At 40.5% G+C, this 20,772-nt stretch carries 22 protein-coding genes; 12 read left to right on the top strand and 10 right to left on the bottom strand.

What is annotated here, in order from left to right:
• Positions 1–149: 149 nt before the first annotated feature.
• The 4 genes from C6Y03_RS07875 to C6Y03_RS07860 all read left to right on the top strand — a co-directional run bounded on the left by C6Y03_RS07875 (position 150) and on the right by C6Y03_RS07860 (position 5,197).
• The gene (locus C6Y03_RS07875) at positions 150–1,685 is read left to right on the top strand and encodes an ABC transporter ATP-binding protein (RefSeq protein WP_060597206.1); all 1,536 of its coding nucleotides are present in this window, start codon (positions 150–152) and stop codon (positions 1,683–1,685) included.
• The gene (locus tag C6Y03_RS07870) at positions 1,678–2,724 is read left to right on the top strand and encodes an ABC transporter permease (protein WP_003212654.1); all 1,047 of its coding nucleotides are present in this window, start codon (positions 1,678–1,680) and stop codon (positions 2,722–2,724) included. The genes C6Y03_RS07875 and C6Y03_RS07870 overlap by 8 nt, the downstream gene beginning before the upstream one ends.
• Positions 2,725–3,684 (top strand): ABC transporter permease, encoded by a 960-nt coding sequence (locus C6Y03_RS07865; protein WP_060597207.1) that lies wholly within the window; start codon positions 2,725–2,727, stop codon positions 3,682–3,684.
• Positions 3,685–3,859: 175 nt separating this feature from the next.
• Positions 3,860–5,197, top strand: a complete 1,338-nt coding sequence (locus tag C6Y03_RS07860) for a 2-hydroxycarboxylate transporter family protein (protein WP_003213451.1) — start codon at positions 3,860–3,862, stop codon at positions 5,195–5,197.
• A 72-nt stretch (positions 5,198–5,269) separates the two neighbouring features.
• Here C6Y03_RS07860 and C6Y03_RS07855 read toward each other — a convergent pair whose 3' ends face one another.
• A complete protein-coding gene (locus C6Y03_RS07855; RefSeq protein WP_012011099.1) occupies positions 5,270–5,479 on the bottom strand; it encodes a hypothetical protein in 210 nt (69 codons plus the stop codon).
• A 219-nt stretch (positions 5,480–5,698) separates the two neighbouring features.
• On the opposite strand from C6Y03_RS07855, the gene C6Y03_RS07850 reads away from it, so the two are divergent.
• From C6Y03_RS07850 to mnhG, 7 genes are read left to right on the top strand one after another with little or no spacing between them, the layout of a single operon-like run.
• Positions 5,699–8,104 carry a Na+/H+ antiporter subunit A gene (locus C6Y03_RS07850; protein WP_106039126.1) on the top strand — a complete coding sequence of 802 codons (2,406 nt, stop codon included), beginning with the start codon at positions 5,699–5,701 and terminating at the stop codon, positions 8,102–8,104.
• Positions 8,101–8,532 carry a Na(+)/H(+) antiporter subunit B gene (locus C6Y03_RS07845; RefSeq protein ID WP_034317176.1) on the top strand — a complete coding sequence of 144 codons (432 nt, stop codon included), beginning with the start codon at positions 8,101–8,103 and terminating at the stop codon, positions 8,530–8,532. The genes C6Y03_RS07850 and C6Y03_RS07845 overlap by 4 nt, the downstream gene beginning before the upstream one ends.
• Positions 8,532–8,873 (top strand): Na(+)/H(+) antiporter subunit C, encoded by a 342-nt coding sequence (locus C6Y03_RS07840; protein ID WP_003213576.1) that lies wholly within the window; start codon positions 8,532–8,534, stop codon positions 8,871–8,873. The genes C6Y03_RS07845 and C6Y03_RS07840 overlap by 1 nt, the downstream gene beginning before the upstream one ends.
• Positions 8,866–10,344 (top strand): Na+/H+ antiporter subunit D, encoded by a 1,479-nt coding sequence (locus C6Y03_RS07835; protein WP_034659818.1) that lies wholly within the window; start codon positions 8,866–8,868, stop codon positions 10,342–10,344. Before C6Y03_RS07840 ends, C6Y03_RS07835 begins: the two co-directional genes overlap by 8 nt.
• Before the next feature lie 6 nt (positions 10,345–10,350).
• Positions 10,351–10,830, top strand: a complete 480-nt coding sequence (locus tag C6Y03_RS07830; RefSeq protein ID WP_034659819.1) for a Na+/H+ antiporter subunit E — start codon at positions 10,351–10,353, stop codon at positions 10,828–10,830.
• Entirely contained in the window at positions 10,830–11,111 is a 282-nt protein-coding gene (locus tag C6Y03_RS07825; RefSeq protein WP_008345849.1) for a Na(+)/H(+) antiporter subunit F1, read from the top strand. Before C6Y03_RS07830 ends, C6Y03_RS07825 begins: the two co-directional genes overlap by 1 nt.
• Positions 11,095–11,469 (top strand): monovalent cation/H(+) antiporter subunit G, encoded by a 375-nt coding sequence (mnhG, locus tag C6Y03_RS07820; protein ID WP_003213369.1) that lies wholly within the window; start codon positions 11,095–11,097, stop codon positions 11,467–11,469. Before C6Y03_RS07825 ends, mnhG begins: the two co-directional genes overlap by 17 nt.
• Positions 11,470–11,576: 107 nt before the next feature.
• Here the strand turns inward: mnhG and C6Y03_RS07815 are convergent, their stop codons facing one another.
• From C6Y03_RS07815 to degQ, 6 genes are all read right to left on the bottom strand, one after another.
• Positions 11,577–11,966, bottom strand: a complete 390-nt coding sequence (locus C6Y03_RS07815; RefSeq protein WP_034659822.1) for a hotdog fold thioesterase — start codon at positions 11,964–11,966, stop codon at positions 11,577–11,579.
• 23 nt (positions 11,967–11,989) lie between these two features.
• Complete coding sequence (comA, locus tag C6Y03_RS07810; RefSeq protein ID WP_058013793.1) at positions 11,990–12,631, bottom strand: two-component system response regulator ComA; 642 nt, start codon at positions 12,629–12,631, stop codon at positions 11,990–11,992.
• An 80-nt stretch (positions 12,632–12,711) separates the two neighbouring features.
• The gene (locus tag C6Y03_RS07805) at positions 12,712–15,024 is read right to left on the bottom strand and encodes an ATP-binding protein (RefSeq protein WP_034659826.1); all 2,313 of its coding nucleotides are present in this window, start codon (positions 15,022–15,024) and stop codon (positions 12,712–12,714) included.
• A 53-nt stretch (positions 15,025–15,077) separates the two neighbouring features.
• Positions 15,078–15,248, bottom strand: coding sequence for a competence pheromone ComX (locus C6Y03_RS07800; RefSeq protein WP_080869541.1), 171 nt, complete (start codon positions 15,246–15,248; stop codon positions 15,078–15,080).
• Entirely contained in the window at positions 15,245–16,159 is a 915-nt protein-coding gene (locus tag C6Y03_RS07795) for a polyprenyl synthetase family protein (protein ID WP_034659828.1), read from the bottom strand. The genes C6Y03_RS07800 and C6Y03_RS07795 overlap by 4 nt, the downstream gene beginning before the upstream one ends.
• A 151-nt stretch (positions 16,160–16,310) precedes the next feature.
• Entirely contained in the window at positions 16,311–16,451 is a 141-nt protein-coding gene (gene degQ, locus C6Y03_RS07790) for a degradation enzyme regulation protein DegQ (RefSeq protein WP_003213123.1), read from the bottom strand.
• A gap of 505 nt (positions 16,452–16,956) precedes the next feature.
• Here degQ and C6Y03_RS07785 point away from each other — a divergent pair.
• Complete coding sequence (locus C6Y03_RS07785; protein WP_060597216.1) at positions 16,957–17,310, top strand: YuzC family spore coat inner layer protein; 354 nt, start codon at positions 16,957–16,959, stop codon at positions 17,308–17,310.
• 33 nt (positions 17,311–17,343) lie between these two features.
• On the opposite strand, the gene C6Y03_RS07780 is transcribed toward C6Y03_RS07785, so the two are convergent.
• The 3 genes from C6Y03_RS07780 to C6Y03_RS07770 form a co-directional block, all read right to left on the bottom strand.
• Positions 17,344–18,570 carry an EAL and HDOD domain-containing protein gene (locus C6Y03_RS07780; RefSeq protein WP_034659830.1) on the bottom strand — a complete coding sequence of 409 codons (1,227 nt, stop codon included), beginning with the start codon at positions 18,568–18,570 and terminating at the stop codon, positions 17,344–17,346.
• A 138-nt stretch (positions 18,571–18,708) separates the two neighbouring features.
• On the bottom strand, positions 18,709–20,178 hold the full coding sequence (locus tag C6Y03_RS07775) for a nicotinate phosphoribosyltransferase (RefSeq protein WP_034659831.1): 1,470 nt from the start codon (positions 20,176–20,178) through the stop codon (positions 18,709–18,711).
• Positions 20,179–20,195: 17 nt separating this feature from the next.
• Positions 20,196–20,747, bottom strand: coding sequence for a cysteine hydrolase family protein (locus tag C6Y03_RS07770; protein WP_034659832.1), 552 nt, complete (start codon positions 20,745–20,747; stop codon positions 20,196–20,198).
• Positions 20,748–20,772: the final 25 nt, after the last annotated feature.

Genomic DNA, 20,772 nt, shown 5'->3' with positions numbered 1-20,772 from the left:
GGGATAAGCGCGCCTTATCCCCTTGCCTCTCCTTTACCTCCTCTTTATTCGTAAAAGGTGGTAAAAGAAAAGCTGCAGCCTCGCTTTGCAGCTTTTCTTTTGCTAGTTTTTATCTTTATCAGCACCCTAAAAAAGGAGCGGTTAAACCTGTGGATTATGTCATTGAAATGTTGAATATACGCAAAGAGTTCCCTGGCATTGTAGCAAACGACAACATTACGCTGCAGCTAAAAAAGGGCGAAATTCATGCGCTGCTTGGTGAAAACGGCGCTGGAAAATCAACGCTTATGAACGTGCTTTTCGGACTGTATCAGCCTGAAAAAGGTGAAATCAAGGTACACGGAAAACCTGTGACCATCTCTAGTCCAAATGATGCTAGTGATTTAGGCATCGGTATGGTGCATCAACACTTTATGCTTGTCGATACATTCACCGTCGCTGAAAACATCATCTTAGGAAAAGAGCCTAAGAAGTTTGGAAAGATCGACAAAGAACAAGCCATACAGCAAGTACAAGAGCTTTCTGACCGCTATGGTTTAAAAATAGACCCTGCCGCAAAAGTATCTGACATCTCTGTCGGCATGCAGCAGCGTGCAGAAATCTTAAAAACACTTTACCGCGGCGCTGACATTTTGATCTTCGACGAACCAACAGCCGTCTTAACACCTCAAGAAATCAAAGAACTCATACAAATTATGAAAAACTTAATCAATGAAGGCAAATCCATTATTTTAATTACCCATAAGCTGAAAGAAATTATGGATGCCTGTCACCGTGTGACCATTATCCGAAAAGGCCAAGGCATTCGTACACTTGATGTGGAAAGCACAAATAAAGATGAACTTGCGAGCCTCATGGTCGGTCGTGAAGTTTCATTTAAAACAGACAAAAAAGACGCCTCCCCTGCTGAGGAAGTGCTTCAAATTCAAGACCTTACGGTAAAAGACGCGCGAGGAATTGAGGCAGTCAAACATCTCAACCTCTCAGTGAAGGCTGGCGAAATTGTCGGAATTGCTGGAGTAGATGGCAATGGTCAATCTGAATTAATTGAAGCCATTACTGGTCTAAAAAAATCAGAGTCTGGCACGATCAAGCTAAACGGGAAAGCCATTCAAAACCTTCCGCCTCGGAAGGTGACCGAATCTGGAATTGGACATATTCCTCAAGACCGTCATAAACACGGACTTGTGCTTGATTTTTCAATTGGAGAAAATATTTCCTTACAAACGTATTATCAGCGCCCATACTCAAAATTTGGCTTGATGAATATGAAAAATATTTACCAAAAAGCAAAACGAATCATTGCGGAGTATGACGTAAGAACACCGAGTGAATATACAGAGGCTCGCGCCCTGTCAGGCGGGAACCAGCAAAAAGCCATTATTGGCCGAGAAGTTGACCGCAATCCTGATTTATTAATTGCCGCTCAGCCGACACGAGGACTTGATGTTGGTGCAATTGAATTTGTTCATAAGCGTCTGATTGAGCAAAGGGACTCAGGGAAAGCCGTCCTGCTCATCTCCTTTGAGCTTGATGAAATTATCAATGTCAGTGATAAGATCGCTGTTATTTTCGAAGGCAGCATTATTGCCATCGTTGATCCAAAAGAAACAACAGAGCAAGAGCTTGGTCTATTAATGGCTGGAAGTACGCAACAGGAAGTGGGGAACGAAGCAAATGTCTAATCGCTTAACAAATCTGCTAATTCCGCTTATAGCCATTGTACTTGGTCTTTTTGTTGGGGCCATTATTATGCTGGCAAGCGGTTATAGTGTCATCGAAGGCTATGGCGCCCTTTGGAATGGCGTCTTCGGTGAAACCTATTATATGGGAGAAACCATCAGACAAGTCACACCTTACATTTTATCAGGACTTGCTGTTGCTTTTGCATTTCGAACAGGTCTCTTTAATATCGGTGTAGAAGGTCAAATGCTGATTGGCTGGGTAGCTGCTGTATGGATCGGTACAACTGTCCATGCACCTATGTATATCCATCTGCCGCTTGCACTCATCACCGCAGCTGCTGCTGGTGCATTATGGGGCTTTATTCCTGGGTTTTTAAAGGCTCGTTTTTATGTTCATGAAGTGATTGTCACGATCATGATGAACTACATTGCCCTTCATGTTACAAACTATTTGATCTCAAATGTCTTAACAAATAATAAAGATAAAACAGAAAAAATCGATGCCACTGCCTCGCTTCGCTCTGGATTTTTTGAACAAATTACCGATTTCTCCCGGATGCACAATGGTATTTTTGTTGCCATTATAGCTGCGGTCGTGATGTGGGTCATTATTCAAAAAACCTCTAAAGGCTTTGAATTGCGGGCTGTTGGAATGAACCAGCAGGCATCCCATTATGCTGGTATGAACGTTCGTCGCAATATCATTTATGCGATGCTGATTTCAGGTGCTTTTGCAGGTCTTGCAGGCGCAATGGAAGGTCTTGGCACATTTGAATATGCCTCAATTAAAGGCTCGTTTACCGGTGTAGGTTTTGATGGAATCGCCGTCGCTTTATTAGGTGGAAATACTGCTGTTGGTGTTGTTCTTGCTGCGCTGCTGCTTGGTGGATTGAAGGTCGGTGCTTTAAATATGCCGCTTGAATCTGGCGTACCGACTGAGGTCGTTGATATTGTCATTGCGATCATTATTCTTTTCGTCGCCTCAAGCTATATTATCCGTCTTGTGATGAACCAAATGAAGAAAAAGGGGGGAAAATAAGTGGGATTTCTGCAAATTCTTGAAATCATCGTCCCAGCTACACTTGTCTATGCTGCACCACTTATTTTAACCGCTCTTGGAGGCGTCTTTTCAGAAAGATCAGGTGTTGTGAATATCGGTCTTGAAGGTTTGATGGTCGTCGGAGCATTTTCTAGTATTATCTTTAACTTATTTTATGCTGATACGTTTGGGGCGTTGACCCCGTGGCTTGGGCTCCTCGTCGGAATGGCAATCGGCGGATTGTTCTCTTTGATTCATGCAGTTGCAACCATTACATTCCGGGCAGATCAAACGGTCAGTGGTGTTGCCATTAACATGCTGGCACTTGGCGCTACGCTGTTTGTCGTGAAACTCATTTACGGGAAAGCACAAACAGATAAAATTACAGAGCCTTTCTATAAAGGTGATATTCCCCTTTTAAGTGACATTCCGATAATTGGCGATATATTCTTTAAAGATGTTTATTATACGTCCATACTCGCATTAGCGCTTGCGGTTGTTGCTTGGTTTGTTTTATTTAAAATGCCGTTTGGTCTTCGTCTTCGTGCAGTCGGAGAACATCCAATGGCTGCTGATACAATGGGAATCAAAGTGTACCGGATGCGCTATATCGGCGTCTTTATTAGTGGACTGTTTGGTGGTCTTGGCGGAGCTGTTTATGCGTCGACCATCGCACTTGATTTCTCACATGCTACCATTACTGGACAAGGCTTCATCGCACTAGCTGCGCTTGTCTTCGGTAAATGGCACCCATTCGGCGCAATGGGCGCTGCTTTATTCTTTGGATTTGCTCAAAGTTTAAGCATCATTGGCTCTCTCCTGCCGCTATTCCAAGATATACCGAACGTGTATATGCTCATTGCACCATATGTGCTTACCATCCTAGCACTCACTGGCTTCATCGGCCGGGCAGATGCACCGAAAGCACTTGGGACCCCTTATTTAAAAGGAAAACGATAAATACGATGTATGATCAATCCCCTGAAGGATAAACTACCTTCAGGGGATTTTTGTATGATAAAAACATAAAAACTCCTGTTTATTTTACTTTTATTACACTTAATTTAGTTTAATAAATAGATGAGTGTCACAGAATCTTCTACAATTGAGACAAATAGCATTTGGGGGTGTTTATGTGGCTAATACACAACAATTGAAATCGATTACAGACGATTCTGACAATAATAAAAGCGTTTTCCGTAAGATCATGTCTTGGAAAATTGGTGTTATTGACTTACCTGTGTATTTAGTACTTGCAGCGATTATTTTAACTGCCGCTTATTTTAATAAAATTCCAGCAAATATGCTTGGTGGTTTCGCTGTTATTATGATTTTGGGGATTTTCCTTGGAGATATAGGACAACGTATTCCGATCTTAAAAGATATTGGTGGACCGGCGATTCTTTCTTTATTCGTACCATCGTTCCTGGTCTTTTTTCATGTTCTGAATCCGAACTCGTTGGAAGCGGTTACGTCTCTTATGAAAACGTCGAACTTCCTTTACTTCTATATTTCTGCTCTTGTAGTAGGTAGTATTCTTGGGATGCAGCGAACTGTTTTAGTACAAGGCCTTATTCGTATGTTTGTTCCTCTTGTTGCAGGTACAATTGCAGCTGTGACTGCTGGAATTCTTGTTGGTCTTTTAGTTGGTTACACACCGCATCATTCGTTCTTCTTTATTATTGTTCCGATTATTGCCGGTGGTGTTGGTGAAGGAATTTTGCCATTATCTATTGCTTATTCACAAATTCTTGGTGTATCAGCAGAGTCATTAATTTCTCAATTAATTCCTGCTGCCGTCATTGGGAACGTCATTGCCATTATCTGTGCTGGCGCAATGAAGAAGCTTGGTGAAAAACGTCCTGAACTAAACGGGAATGGCCGTCTTGTAAAATCAAAAGAGGCAAATGAAATTTTTGAACAGCCTGATATGGATCCAAAAGTTGATTTCGGGTTAATGGGTGCTGGTGTACTCGTTGCTTGTACAACGTTCATTTTTGGTGGTTTGTTAGAAAGCTTTGTTCATATTCCAGGTCCAATCTTAATGATTGTACTTGCCGCTTTAATCAAATACTTAAACGTGATGCCTCAGCATCTGCAAGATGGCTCACAGCAGTTCTACAAGTTTGTATCAAGAAGCTTTACATGGCCGCTTATGGTCGGTCTCGGAATTCTATACATTCCACTTGATGATGTAGCAACAGTGATTTCTATTCCATTTGTTTGTGTATGTATCGCTGTCGTTCTTGGAATGGTTGGTTCAGGTTACTTCGTTGGGAAATTGATGAACATGTACCCAGTAGAATCTGCGATTGTGACAGGCTGTCACAGCGGACTTGGCGGTACTGGTGACGTTGCGATCCTTTCAGCTTCTGGAAGAATGGGTCTGATGCCTTTCGCACAAGTATCTACACGTCTTGGCGGAGCAGCAACTGTGATCTGCGCAACAATCTTACTTAGAATGTTTACTTAATCAAACAATAAAAAGCATGGGCTCTATTACGGGCACATGCTTTTTTTATATTTCTTTTCTCCTATAAGGGTTTTATTCTTCGGCAGAGACCACGCGTATATATTCTCTTGGCTGGAATGGATATTGTCTTGCCTCTTGATAGGTCATATAGAGAAGATGTTCTGAAAACAACGGCCATTCACTTTCCGCCTGCCACCTTTTTTGATCATTTCGTTCTATGAAGAATGCTCCTCCTAAAATCGTGCAGAATATGCTTAAGCTGATGCCCGCTTTTAGTTTCATGTAATCAGCTCCTTTAAGAAAAGCATGTACGAAATACAAAACAATATACAATGAGTTTCATTTTTGATAAAATATTTTTTGTGGTCAAAAGAACTCAAAACAAATACAGTTTACTGTAAATCAGTTCAAACCAATGCACTATGTCTGTATTTACGCTATAATTTTATTTACCAGTTCTTTAGAACGTGAATTTATATTGATTGAAGGAGGTTTATTTTCTTGCAGCTTATTCACTTCGCCATCCTATCGCCTTTTTTGCTTGCGTTTGTTGTGCCTTTTCTTTTTAAATACGTAAAGCGTATACATACAGGGTGGTTTGTTCTTATCTTGCCTATTCTATTATTTAGCTATTTTGTCCAGATGATTACGATGACATCAAATGGACGAACGTTATTTTCACAGGTCGAATGGATTCCTTCTCTAGGAATGAATTTCACTGTGTATGTAGACGGTCTTAGTTTGTTATTTGCGCTATTGATTACAGGTATTGGCGCACTTGTCGTCTTGTACAGTATTTTCTACTTATCAAAAGAAAAAGAACAGCTTGGCTCTTTCTATACGTATTTGTTAATGTTTATGACCGCTATGCTCGGTGTCGTTCTATCTGACAACATGGTGGTTCTTTACTTGTTTTGGGAGCTGACAAGTATTTCTTCCTTCCTCTTAATTGGGTATTGGTATAAGCGGGAACGCTCTAGATATGGAGCAACCAAATCACTGCTTATTACTGTTTTTGGCGGATTAGCTATGCTCGGTGGTTTTATCCTCCTCTATTTGATTACTGATTCATTTAGTATTCGTGAAGCAGTCAATCAGCTTCAGCTCATTATGGCATCACCTTACTTTATCCCTGCCATGATTCTGATCTTACTTGGTGCCTTTACGAAATCAGCGCAGTTCCCATTTTATATCTGGCTGCCTGATGCAATGGAAGCACCTACCCCTGTGAGCAGTTATCTGCATTCTGCTACGATGGTGAAAGCTGGTATTTATCTTGTTGCCCGCTTCAGTCCAATCTTTGCTATTTCAGAGGTGTGGTTTTGGACCATATCCATCGTTGGACTTGTGACATTATTTTGGGGATCATTCCACGCCGTTCGTCAAAACGATTTAAAAGCCATTCTTGCCTTTTCTACCGTTAGTCAGCTCGGGATGATTATGCTTATGCTGGGTGTAGGAGCAGCTGCAATCCATGAAAACAACCCCGCCTTTTTCGGCGCGGCCGTTCTCGCTGCGATCTTCCATTTAATTAATCATGCCACGTTTAAAGGCAGTCTCTTTATGGCGGCTGGTATCATTGATCACGAAACAGGCACTCGTGACATTCGGAAATTAGGCGGTTTAATGACCATCATGCCGATTACCTTTACGATTACGTTAATCGGTACATTCTCAATGGCTGGACTCCCGCCATTTAACGGCTTCTTAAGTAAAGAGCTGTTTTTCACAAGTATGCTACGTATTTCTGAGATTAACTTTACAGATATTTCGACATGGGGCGCTATTTTCCCAGCGATTGCTTGGCTCGCTAGTGTCTTTACGTTCATTTACAGTATGATGCTTCTCTTTAAAACATTTAGAGGCAATCTTCAGTTAAATCAATTAGAAAAAAAGCCGCATGAAGCACCGATTGGTATGCTCATCCCGCCAATTATCCTTGCTGCACTTGTGGTCACCTTTTTCTTCTTCCCAAATATTCTAGCTTATTCTGTCATTGAACCTGCGATTGCAGCCATTATTCCCGATGCGATTGATCCAGGAAAACGGTTTGTTGTCAAAATTGAAGCATGGCACGGCTTTCAGCCAGAGCTTTATATGACAATAGGTGTTGTAGCTTTAGGGATTATCGGATATTTGACGTTGTCGAAATGGCGTCCAATGTACAACATATTTAAGGAGAAATGGTCATTTAACTCCTTATATGACCGTTCACTGATCGGCTTAGAAAAAGGCTCCTATCGCCTGACGAACAGTTATATGACCGGTTTCCTTCGTGATTACCTTGTCTATGTGTTTGGGTTCATGATTATCGTGCTTGGGAGTGTCATGTTTTATCAGAATGCCTTCTCATTTAATATGGAGCATGCTGCTCCAATCGGCACGTACGAGGTCATTCTGTCATTAGTGATGATAGCAGCAACCCTCACGACTGTGTTTGCTCGTTCTCGCTTAACAGCCATTATCGGGCTAGGTGTCATGGGGTATACGCTGTCACTATTTTTTGTTATTTTCAGGGCACCTGACCTTGCCCTCACCCAGTTAATTATTGAAACAATTTCTGTGGCACTGTTTTTACTTTGCTTCTATCACTTGCCAAAGCTGAGCATGAAGCAAAAAACAAGGAAATTTAAAATGACCAATCTCATTATTTCAGTAGGTGTTGGTGTCATTGTGACATGCCTTGCTTTCGCTTCAACAAGCAATCAGTCACTTGATACGATTGCGTCTTACTTTATTGAAAACAGCTACAAGCTTGCAGGCGGAGACAACATTGTCAATGTCATCCTTGTTGATTTTAGGGGCTTTGATACACTCTTTGAAATTACCGTACTTGCCATTGCGGCACTCGGTATTTATGGATTATTAAAGGCACAAGGAAAACGGAAGAGAGGCGTGCGGCGATGAGGAAGATTGATACGAATGATATGCTCTTACAAGTCACAACAAAAATCACAGCATTCATCATCCTGCTTTTTTCCCTTCACTTATTTCTTGCGGGACATAACAATCCTGGCGGGGGGTTCATTGGCGGCCTGATGAGTGCTGGGGCTGTCGTTCTTCTGCTTTTAGCCTATGATCTGAAAACAGTGAGACGTATTCTGCCCTTTAACTTTATTTATGTTGCAGCGACCGGGCTGCTCGTCGCGATCCTGACGGGTATGGGATCATTTCTATTCGGTGCACCTTTTCTATCCCATGCATTTGATTATTTCCAACTGCCGTTTTTAGGGAAAACAGAACTGGCGACAGCCGTACTGTTTGATATCGGTGTGTATTTGGTTGTTGTCGGTGTCACCATGACCATTATTCAAACGATTGGAGAGAAGGAATAATGGAATTTCTAATGTCTATTATCGTCGGTATAATTTTTATGGCGGCGACCTATTTAATGCTTTCAAAAAGCCTTCTGCGGGTCATCGTCGGTACTGCTGTTTTGAGTCACGGCGTCCATTTGCTTCTTTTAACAATGGGCGGCTTAAAAAAAGGAGCTCCTCCTATTTTAAAAGAGGGGCTCACATCCTATGTAGATCCATTACCACAAGCATTAATTTTAACAGCCATTGTCATTGCTTTTGGTGTGACATCCTTTTTACTTGTCATGGCCTTCCGTGCCTTCCAAGAGCTGCGAACAGATGACATGGATCAAATGAGAGGAAATGATCAGCATGAATAATCTCGTGATCCTGCCTATTTTAATTCCATTATTAGCTGCTACACTATTGATCTTTATGAATAAGAACATCATGCTGTCAAGAGGCTTTAGTGTGTTTGCTTCGCTCTCAGCCATTGTCTGTAATGTGTATTTAGTCCAAACCATTTTTACAAATGGGATTCAAACCCTCTATTTAGGAGGCTGGAAAGCACCATTTGGGATTGCCCTTGTGGCCGATCAGTTTGCTGCGCTCCTTGTGCTGACCGCTTCCGTCGTTGGGCTAGTGACAGTTCTTTTCTCCTTTCAAACGATTGGGAAGGAAAAGGAGCGGCTGTTCTATTACTCTGGCGTGCAGTTTTTGTTAGCTGGCGTAAGTGGGGCCTTTTTAACAGGCGATATTTTCAACCTGTTTGTATTTTTTGAGTTACTGCTAATGGCGTCTTACATGCTCATTGTGTTAGGCGGTTCAAAGCCTCAGCTTCGTGAATCACTCAAATACATTGTGTTTAACATCATCTCATCGGCTTTATTTATCGTCGGTGTCGCTTGTTTATATGCAGTCACTGGTACACTGAATATGGCTGATTTAAGTGTGAAGATCGCTGAATCAGGGCAAACAGGATTAATCACTGTCATTTCCATTCTGTTCCTCATTGTATTTGGCTTAAAAGCTGGGATCTTCCCGCTTTATTTCTGGCTGCCAGGATCATATCATGCACCGCCAGCGGCTATTTCTGCTCTATTTGGCGCACTGCTGACAAAGGTTGGTTTATATGCGATTGCCAGAGTCTTTACGTTAATTTTTATACATGATACAGGGTTTACACATACACTCATGGCTTGGTTTGCCGCTCTAACAGTGATATTCGGTGTGATTGGCTCTATTGCTTATTCTGATGTGCAAAAGATCGTGATCTATAACATTGTCACAGCCGTGGGGGTCATTTTGTTTGGGATTGCTGCCAATACACCTGCCTCACTCCAAGGGGCCATTTATTATCTCATTCATGACATGGTGATTAAAGGCGCTTTATTTATGCTGGCAGGTGCACTCTTCGTGTACGCTGGCACAAACCACTTGAAAAAGATGGGCGGGCTGATTCAATCTCAGCCTTTACTAGGGTGGATGTTTTTCATTTCGGCTTTATCACTGGCAGGAATTCCGCCGCTGAGTGGCTTTGTTGGAAAGCTAAAGATTGTAGAAGGTGGTTTTTCTGCTGGACACATGACCTTTTCTATCCTTGTCTTACTGTCCAGCCTTCTTGTCCTTTATTCGATTATGAGAATCTTCATGCTCGCATTTTGGGGCGAGGAACAAGATATGCGAAGAAGGAAACCGTCGATTAAAGGAATGGTGTACCCTGGCGTACTGCTTGTGATCTTGTCGCTTGCCATTGGGTTAGGGACAGAGTTCATTGCTCCTTATATCAATCAAGCAGCGGAAATGCTATCAACACCAGAAAAATATATTCAAGCTGTGCTGAAGGAGTAGATAAACATGGCCTTTCAAATATTACTAAACGCTCTCCTCGCCTTTACATGGATGTTTATGAATGATACTTACAGAGCCGCAGACTTTGTATCAGGCTTTGTACTAGGGATGGTCGCCATTTTTATGTTTCGGCGATTTTTCCCGCAGCGTTTTTACGGCTATGCCCTTTTTGCGATTTTCAAGCTCGTATTGATTTTTATTCGGGAGCTGCTTCTTGCCAATTTAAGTGTATTAAAGACCGTATTATCTCCAAAGCTCACAATTAAGCCCGGTATTTTCGCCTTTCGTACGGACTTGAAAACGGATTGGGAAATCACCATACTGGCTAACATGATTACATTGACACCAGGTACACTCGTCATTGATATTTCTGATGATCGTTCAATTTTGTACATTCATGCGATGGATATTGAAGATGCAGAAAAAGCCATTCACGATATCCGGGTTTCATTTGAAAAAGCGATTCAGGAGGTGAGTGGTAAGTAATGGAGCTCATATTACAAATGTCACTTGGCATTCTTGCACTGTCCACCCTTCTTTTTGTTATACGGGTTATCAAAGGTCCCTCTATTCCTGATCGTGTAAGTGCACTTGATGCGATAGGAATCAATTTAATTGGGATGACAGCCATCGTTTCCATTTTGCTGAAAACGACAACGTTCTTTGAAATTATTTTACTGCTCGGTATCCTTGCCTTTATCGGCACTGTCGCTTTTTCCAAATTCCTTGAGAAAGGGGAAGTGATTGAAAATGATCGTCATCGCTAAAGCTATTGTCATTTTCTTTATCCTGCTTGGCGCCATCCTTTGTCTCATTTCAGCCATTGGCGTTCTTCGCCTGCCAGATGTTTATACACGAATGCATGCTGCATCAAAAGCATCGACACTTGGTGTTGTCCTCATATTAGTTGGGGTATTCTTTCACGAATGGTTTCTTGCAGGCATTATTTCTGCGAAGATTCTACTTGGGATTGTCTTTATCTTTTTAACAGCTCCGGTCGGCGCACACTTGATCGGAAGAGCCGCCTACAATACTGGAGTCAAGATGGACAAACGAAGTGTACAAGATGATTATGGTGGTTTTCGTAACTTCGTGATTAAACGAAAAGAAGACTCGTACTTATAAACCGAAAGAAGGACCTCACATGTGAGGTCCTTCTTTTATTTCTATAAAAAAAACATTTTATGGATCAATCCAACCTAAAAAAAGCTTCCGCTGCACCGGGAGCTTTTTTATATGCGATCAATGACAGCAAGTGTGCATCTTGACGTACAGATGTGCCGGTCCCGATCATCTTTAATATCAATTTGAAATACCATTGTACGGCGCCCTACATGTACAGGAACAGCCGTCGCTGTCACTACTCCATCACGTACAGATTTTAAATGATTGGCATTGATTTCAATCCCTGAGCAAACTTGCTGAGTTAAGTCTAAATGAGCTGCAGCCCCCATGCTTGCCACTGTTTCTGCTAGAGCAGCAGATGCTCCTCCGTGCAGCAGTCCAAATGGCTGTTTTGTTCTGTGATCGACTGGCATTGTCGCCACGCATCGTGACTTATTACACTCTACAATCTCAATCCCAAGTGCCTCAAGCAGTGTATTTGATCCACTCACTTCCATCAGGGTTCTCTCCCTTCACACGTTTACAGCACACTTTCAGATTTTGCAATTAACACCGCTTCGGTTCGAGAGCCAACATTCAGCTTATTAAAGATGGACGTCAAGCTGTATTCAATCGAGCGTTTGCTCAAATGAAGCACATCGGCAATCTCTTGGTTCGTGTATCCTTTTTCCACTTCTCTGAGGATCAAACACTCTCGCTCTGTTAACAGCTCATGATCGGTCTGCTGCGCCTGTTCTGGCTTTTCTTGCTGCTGTGAAATTAATTTCTTTAAATAGGATAGCTGAATGACAACTTCTCCTTGCAATGTGCGGTGTATGTATTCAATAATTTTGTCTTTTGTCTCTGTTTTACTAATTGCACCGTGCAATCCAGCCCGAATGGCCTCTTCAAAATAATCATCTACTTCATACCCTGTATAAATGATAATTTTCACTTGCTGGTTGGTTTCTAGAATTTGTTTCGCAATGTCCATTCCATTGATATCCCCGAGATTTAAATCCATCAAAATCACATCATAGATGGAAAAGTCATGCGTCTTTAAAAAGGCGGCTTCTGCATCAGGACTTAAACAATCGACTGATAGCTGCTGATCTGATTCTAATATGCTTTTTGTCCCTTCCATGACAGCCGGATGATCATCAATGACCAATATCTTCTTCATGTCTTCCTCCCTTTAAATCACTCACTTCCATTTTATATAAAAGACTTGGCAGATGCCAAGTCTTATTCCTTAATAAATCGTTACAATTCCATTTCAATTTTCACCTTCAGTCCTTTTTCTGGGGCTGTGTGAATGTGAAGCTTCCCATTTAACGCCTTGACTCGTTCTCTGATTCCCGAGAGGCCCATGCTCATGGTGTGCTGATCAAGATGGCTTGCATCAAAACCGACTCCATCATCCTCGTAGTGAAGAACAACCTGATCTTTAATACAAATCAGCATCACTAACACTTGAGTGGCTTGGGAGTGCTTCAGGGCATTGGATAACAGCTCCTGAACAATTCGGTAAATATTCAGCTGTGAATCAATATCAATGTCCAGTTCTTTATCAAAGCGTGTTGTATTCAGCCGGATATGAAACGGTGCTTCCTCCTGAATTTGAGAAGTCAGCTTCGACATCGCCTTGACTAAACCTAAATCGTACAGCAGCTGCGGCCGAAGTTCATGACATGTTTCTCTCGTGGTTTGAATCACCTTAGACATTTGTTCATTCCATGAGATAAGCGATTGTTCAATAGACGTTGGGCATTGATCGTTTTGGAAATTCGTTAAAAACATCTCTGACTGTCTTTTCAGTGATATCAAATCCTGCAGCACGGAATCATGAAGATCCCTTGCTAAATCGGAGCGCTGTTTTTCTTCCATCGCAAACATGACTTTTTTCAGCCAAGCAGGATTCGCTTCACGCTGCTTCAAATCTTCAAGATGCTCCATCAATTCTTCGATCTTGACGACATTTTCTAAACTGACACTTGTATAAAAAGCCAATGTTTTCAGCCAAGAAATCTCATCACGCGTCAATTTCGGTGTCTGTAAATTGGATAAACAGCAAATCATAAACGAGTGACCGCCCCGCTCGCCAATTTTCATCATAAACCCTTTATCAAGCTCAATGATTTTCCCGACTTCCCCTAAAATATCCTGAAATTGATCCACATACTCTTTCCATAGATTGCTATCACCTGAAGATTCATCAATCTCTTCAATCTGTCCATCTGGCTTCACTTCAAGCACAAAGGCTTTATTAACAACAAGCACTTCTAAAATGGTGTATTTCAAATGATACAGCACTTGATGAAGTGATGACGCCTCACGAATAAGCTGCGTAAATTTAAACACGCTGTCCTGGTAATTATGCTTCTCTGAAAAACGCTTCAGACGAAAACGGAAATCTAGAATTTCTTTGAAATAGAAAACAGCCAGCATGAGCGCGTAGGTGATTAATGCGAGCTTCAGTGTGTACTTCAAATCTTCTGGTTTTTGCAGAATATAAAACGTGACAACAACAAAAATGGTCGGTGTGATGGCTAGAAAGCCATAGTATTTCAGTCTACTAATCAAAAAATCCATATTGTAAAGCTTGTTTGTCATGAATTGATACACGAGTGAAAAAGGAATGAGCAAGACAAAAGAAGTTAAGAAAAAGGGATCTACCACATAAATACGAAATAAAACATATGGAATTGCAAATAAAAATATAAATGGACAAAAGGCTATGATATTAATCATGACAAAAAACTTTAAAACAGACCCCTGCTCTGTCTCTTTATATTTCCGCATTCCATTGATAATCACTTTGAATGACATGATAATAGAAGCGAAAAAGAATAAAAGATTTAAACTTGGCATGTATCTTGCTATCGCTGAATCTATTGGAACTGCTAGCTCTATCACCAGATTAATTAGTGGAAGACTGTATAAAATACGTATCATATTTTTAGTCGTTATACGCAGGTCAAATTCTTTGAAATATTGATAAATGAAATGAATATAAAAGATAAATACACTTGATAAACAAAATGTGATCACATAATGGCTAAATCTATCACCAATACCTGAAGTACCTGCACTAAGATATCCGATACAAATCGTTAATAAAAATAAAACTAAAAGAAATGCTGATTTTCGTTGGACCTCTTTGTTAATTCTAATGATAAAGAAGATACAAAATAAACAAATTGAATACAGGACGAGAGGAATTAAATAGACAAATAAACTTTCTTGACCAATCAATGTCTTATTTTTAAGGGTGATCATTTGGTTGCCTCTTTGAATATCAATTCTTTGCACATTCCTAAGCTCACCATTGATCAAATGATCTTTGTTGTTAGCAGGTTCCCCATTGATTTTAAGTATAATATCTCCTTCTTCTAATCCTGATGTGTAGGCTAAAGAAAGATATTCAACTTTGACAACTTCTGCTTGACCGTTCTTGTTCTCCGCTACATGTGCTCCATTAAAAATATCAAATACATAAATATATGAAACATAGATCACAAATAAAAAAGACAGAAAAACCAAAAAAGCAGATAGTTTCGTATAAGTTATCTTCATGTATAAAACATCCTTAACTGGAGAACTTTTAAATCATTTTTAAATGAATAGTATCATTTATAGTACCATATATAATCTGCAGACATTTGCCCTTTTTTAATGCCCTGAATGATTGCTTTCATGGTTTGCTCATCTGTGTGAATTAAACTTGCATTCCCTAAGTCCAATTCATTCACAACACTAGGATTATTCATTAAATATGCAATAACATTTTGAATGTTCAATCATTGCCCTCCTTTGTCATAAATGCATACAATTGTTCCTTATTTGTTTTAGGTAAATCAAGTTGTTCAATCCCTTGCCTCATTTTTAACAGCATAATCTCTCTCATTGATACCATGTACTGAGTCAAACCAGCTTCAAGTAATTTCTGCTTCAGCTGAAATGACTTTTGTTCTGACTCATCTAAACGACCGGAAAAGAACGTAAGAAGCTCTTGACTGGCATCGTTAAAACCTCTTTGTAAATAGCTAAATGCCAGCGTTTGTTTTTTTAGAAAATCTCCGTTTGTTTTCGAAAATAACGCAAAAAAATCGTTACTGATCTGTTCAGCAACACCATAACATATTGAATATGATTCCACAGTTGAGTTGATTTTTCTCGTCGCTAAATAAACACCCAGTACACTAGAAAGAGCTGTTAATGATCCTGATTTTTTCCTTAACACCTCTACACACTCTTCTTCTGTTTCATGCATATGACGCAAATCCTCATGTTGTCCTTCCATTGACCATTTGATGAGTTGGAACAGTTTCTCAATTAGTTGAGAATCATTTTCACCTATTGATATGATGAATTGGGTACTCAGCGTATACAAATACGTAGAAGCATTGATGGCCACTCCTTGGTCGACGTTCATCCAAGGATACGAATCATTGTCCTGATCTTCAATATCATCTAATATATCGGCTGATAAGATGAGAAGTTCAATCCCTGCTGACAATTGTGTAATCGCTTGCTTGTCTTGTCCGCCAAATGCCTCATAATGCTTGTAAGCCAATTGCCCAAAGGGAAATTCATTCTTTCTATCTGTAAATTCTAGAAGCAGTTGTTGTAAATCCTTCTGCCTGACTGCATGTTGAATAAAATCAGACATATTCTGCTTGATTTTTGTATTCTCTAGATAGTTTAGCATACTCGCTCTTGTACCTCACCCTTCCGCCTTTTATTTTACTAAAAAGACATGAGCAAATGTCCACTGACATCACTATTTAACAATTATATAATAATATATCCTTTTTTTGTATGTATTTGGATAAAAAAAAGACTTGATGATTATCAAGTCTTTAAGAAATTTTCACATATTCATATTTGTCGTATTGATCAATGCTTTTGTTAATGTTATGAAGAGAAGCCGTTGTTTCTCTAATTTCGTTTTCAAGTTTCCATAATAATTGTTTAAGTTCTTCGATTTCATACTTTTCCATCGATTCCACTCTCCTTTTTTGGAAGATCAATGTATTTGTGTATGGTGATTGGGTCATAAGTATTTGATCTGCTACTAACAGTGTAAATGTAATTGAGTATTTTTTCACCGAAAAGTATGCACAAAATGTGTGCGTGATACCGCAAAATTCAATAGGTCTTTTTTCATCATTTTCTGACTTTTCAAATCATACTTTTATCTCAATTTCAAAGGAACTGCGTCATTTTTGCGACAAGAATAGGCATCATTCGTCATACTTTTCTCACATCAGAACGTATGATCCCTTCCATATCCTCGGTTTTGCGTGTTATAGGTCAGACGACAGACCCTATTGTGGACACCGCAATTTTTTGGCGACATTCACCGAAATTGACCGCAAAAGTACCTATTTTTATGTTGGATTTATAAAGATAGAAAGATCATTTTGATTCTTTATTCTGATTTTCTACATACATTTAAAACAGATATCCGTCCAATTTCACGTCAATGAGAGAAGAGGTGACCATATGTTTTACTATGTTCCTTATCCTGCTTTGCAGGTCCCCGCAATGAGCCATGCATACCCGCGCACACCTATGACTTTTCCTCCAGTAGATGCCCACTCGTTTCAACGAGCCGCAAAAGAATCAGCCCGACTTGTTGCTGATGCTTCACTCATTACACAGCAGATTTCCAGCTCGCTTTCATTTGCACAGCGCATCATGGAGGCTGCTGAGCGCTCTGATTCGACAAGTGTCATCCGAATGCTGAAGCAAATCGGTGTGAAAAGTGGCATTGACATCCGCTTTAGTCCAGAAGGCATTCGTATCTACTTGTCTCTCGCCTCTAGCAGACTTTTTCTTCTTTTACAGTGGGCATAACAAAAAAAGCCGCTCTGACGTGAGCGGCTTTTCTTAAGATTCAAACATTTTATGACACCATTCAATGGCTTCTATATAACAGCCGTAGGCTTCTTGCTTCGGGAGTTCCCCATTTAACATCTCATCATCCCATTCATTTCGTTCAATCCGTTTGGCTACACCTAGCACAAATGAATAATCATTTTCATAGCCAAGCAGTGCCTCACCAACTTCATCAGAAAGCGGCAGCTCTTTCACAAGTTCTGTAATATCTGCCCTGACAAGCGTATCAATGAGAGAAAACATACCTGTCAGCATATAAGAGGCTGGGTGCTCTCGTTCAGTACGACTCGCAATCAGTTCACACGTTTTCGCCCGAATGAATGACATTTTGATAATTTCTTTTTGGCTTGAGTTGGCTTGGACATTCAGTTCTTTAAATGAAAGAATAAAGATCCAGCGCCGAATTTCATTAAACCCAAGCAGGATAATCGCCTGCCGGATACTTTTGATTTGATAAAGACGTCTCATGCCGCCTGAATTCAGCATTTTTAATAATTGATATGACAGCGAAAGGTCACTTTCAATAAAATGGGTCACGACCTGGATATTCGGCTGTTCCTTGCTCAGCTCATTTAAGAGCTGGTGGTACGCATGGAAGCTGGTCGATAATGCTCGTCCTGATATGACACGAGGCTCGCTAAAGAAATACCCTTGAAACAAATGGAAGCCGGCTTCTAGCGCTTCTTCATACTCTCTTCGCGTTTCCACCTTTTCTGCAAGGAAGCGAAGTCGATATTTTTTATACGTATGTAGAATATTTCTTCGTTCTTCCGATGTGGTCTTCAGAAAGTCAATTTTTAAAATATCAATGCAATAGAGGAGTTCGTCAAGCAACTTGTCACTAAAATGTGTTCCGCTTAGAAAAAAATCATCAAGTGCAATCGTATATCCCCATTTTTTTAACTGCTTACATCTCATAATAAGTGCCGGGGTAATCGGTACATTTTCTAATATCTCGATCACAAGCTGATGCGGATCAAAATAGGTGAGCAGATCAGACGAAAGTAAGCTTTCGGTGAAATTAATGTAGCATCGTTTGCCCTCTGTCAATGTTTCGATACCGATATTTAAAAAGCTATTTATAATGAGGTCCGTTGTCGCTTGGTCACCGTCTTCAGCGCTATATGTATTGGTTTCACTATCTCTATAAAGCAGCTCATATGATACGACTTGTTCTTTTCTGTTAAAAATAGGCTGTCTCGCAACAAACACCCTCAACTGCTCCAATCCTCCTTTATGCAATGACAAACAAGATGTGCTTTCAGTATACCAAATGATTGTGCTTATGGTTCACTTTGAATCGGTCAAAAAATAAAAAAAGAGATCACCCGGCTTGATGATCTCCTTTTCTTCCAATTAGCTTTCATAAAGCTCTTTTTTAATTTTATTTTTCACGTCATGGATAAACTGCATCTTGTTATCCCAGCATTTTTGACTCAAATCGACTGGATATTCTTCTGGTTTGCTGATTCGTTTATATTCCTCCCAGAAAAGTCCGAGGCTATCCTGCACATAGGCTTGAATCGTTTGAATATCCGGATTGTCATATACAAGTTTTCCTTGTTCGAAAATAGGGACATGAAGATCCTTAGCCACAAAGTTTGTAACAAATTTGCTGATAAATGTATGCACAGGGTGGAACATTTTCAGTTTATCCTCACTATGAACATCTTCCTCTTCGAGCGCAATGTAGTCACCCTCAGAATGATGATTCAATTGATTGATGATGCGGTACACACGTTTACGTCCTGGTGTTGTCACTTTCTCTGGGTTAGACGAAATTTTAATGGTATCGTTCATTTTTCCATTTTCTTCAATAGATACGAGTTTATACACTGCACCAAGAGCTGGCTGATCAAATGCTGTGATCAGCTTTGTCCCAACACCCCACACATCAATTTTGGCACCCTGTGCTTTTAAATTCATGATGGTATGTTCATCAAGATCGCTCGATGCAATGACTTTTGCATCATGGAATCCTGCATCATCCAGCATCGTTCTAGCTTTTTTAGACAAGTATGCAAGGTCACCGCTATCAAGTCTGACACCAATAAAGTTGATTTTGTCTCCGAATTCTTTCGCTACCTTAATGGCATTCGGAATACCGGATCTCACGGTATCATACGTATCGACTAAAAAGACACAGTCTGTATGGGTTTCAGCATATTTTTTAAATGCCGTATATTCATCGCGGTATGCTTGTACAAGCGCATGGGCATGAGTTCCTGACACTGGAATGTTGAAGCGCTTCCCAGCACGAACATTACTTGTCGCCTGGAAGCCGCCGATGAGTGCCGCTCTTGCTCCCCACATCGCTGCATCCATTTCATGCGCACGTCTTGTTCCGAATTCTAGTGCTGTCTCATCTTCAATGATTCCTTTAATCCGAGCCGCCTTTGTTGCGATCAGCGTTTGGAAATTCACAATATTCAGCAAGGCTGTTTCGATTAGCTGCGCTTCTACAAGCGTTGCCTCGATGCGCATGATCGGTTCATTTGCAAAGACAATTTCGCCTTCCCGCATTGAATGAAGTGTTCCTGTAAAGGACAACCCGCTTAAATAATCAATGAAATCGCTTTTATAACCGAGTTCATCTTTTAAATACGCTAGATCACTTTCGGTGAAGGAGAAGTCCGATAAATATTCAATCGCTTTCTCTAAACCAGCAAATACAGCGAAGCCATTGTCAAATGGAAGCTTTCTGAAGAAGAGTTCAAAAACTGCCTTCTTCTCATGAATGCCGTCTCTCCAATACGTTTCTGCCATGTTAATTTGATAAAGATCTGTATGTAGTGATAAACTGTCGTCAATAAACCGATGCTCCAACTTCCATTCTCCTTCCCTTACTTAACCACTTTCGCACCAAGCGACTGCTCAAAGTGAGAAAGTGCCCACTCGTGCCCCGCTTCATTAAAACTCGCTACAGCATTCTGGTGAATCACAAGTTCGAAGCCTTTATTGTACGCATCAACAGCTGTATGAAGTACACAAATATCGGTACATACGCCGGCTAAATGAAGTTCAGTGATGCCGCGTTCGCGCAGTTTCATTTCTAATTGAGTGCCTGCAAAAGCAGAGTATCTTGTTTTTTCCATATAGTAGACATGCTTTAAATGTTTTGACGTGTGAAATAGTGAACTTAGTTTGCCATAAAGTTCAATTCCCTTTGTCCCGCGAATATTATGGGGCGGAAATAACTTTGTCTCTGGATGATAAGGGTCCTGCTCTTCATGATGATCGACTGCAAAGACGACAAAGTGTCCTTCATCAATAAACGAAGAAGTGATCTCTGTGACCTTAGGCTCAATCGCCTGTCCAGGCTTTCCGCATGTCAATTTTCCATCGTCTGCAACAAAATCAACGGTATAATCAATACAAACCAATGCTTTGCCCATCCGCATCTCTCCCATATGCTCTTTT

It is taken from the genome of Bacillus sp. LNXM65, from assembly GCF_002998575.1.
Taxonomy (GTDB): Bacteria; Bacillota; Bacilli; order Bacillales; family Bacillaceae; genus Bacillus.
This window is presented reverse-complemented; position numbering and strand designations above follow the sequence as displayed.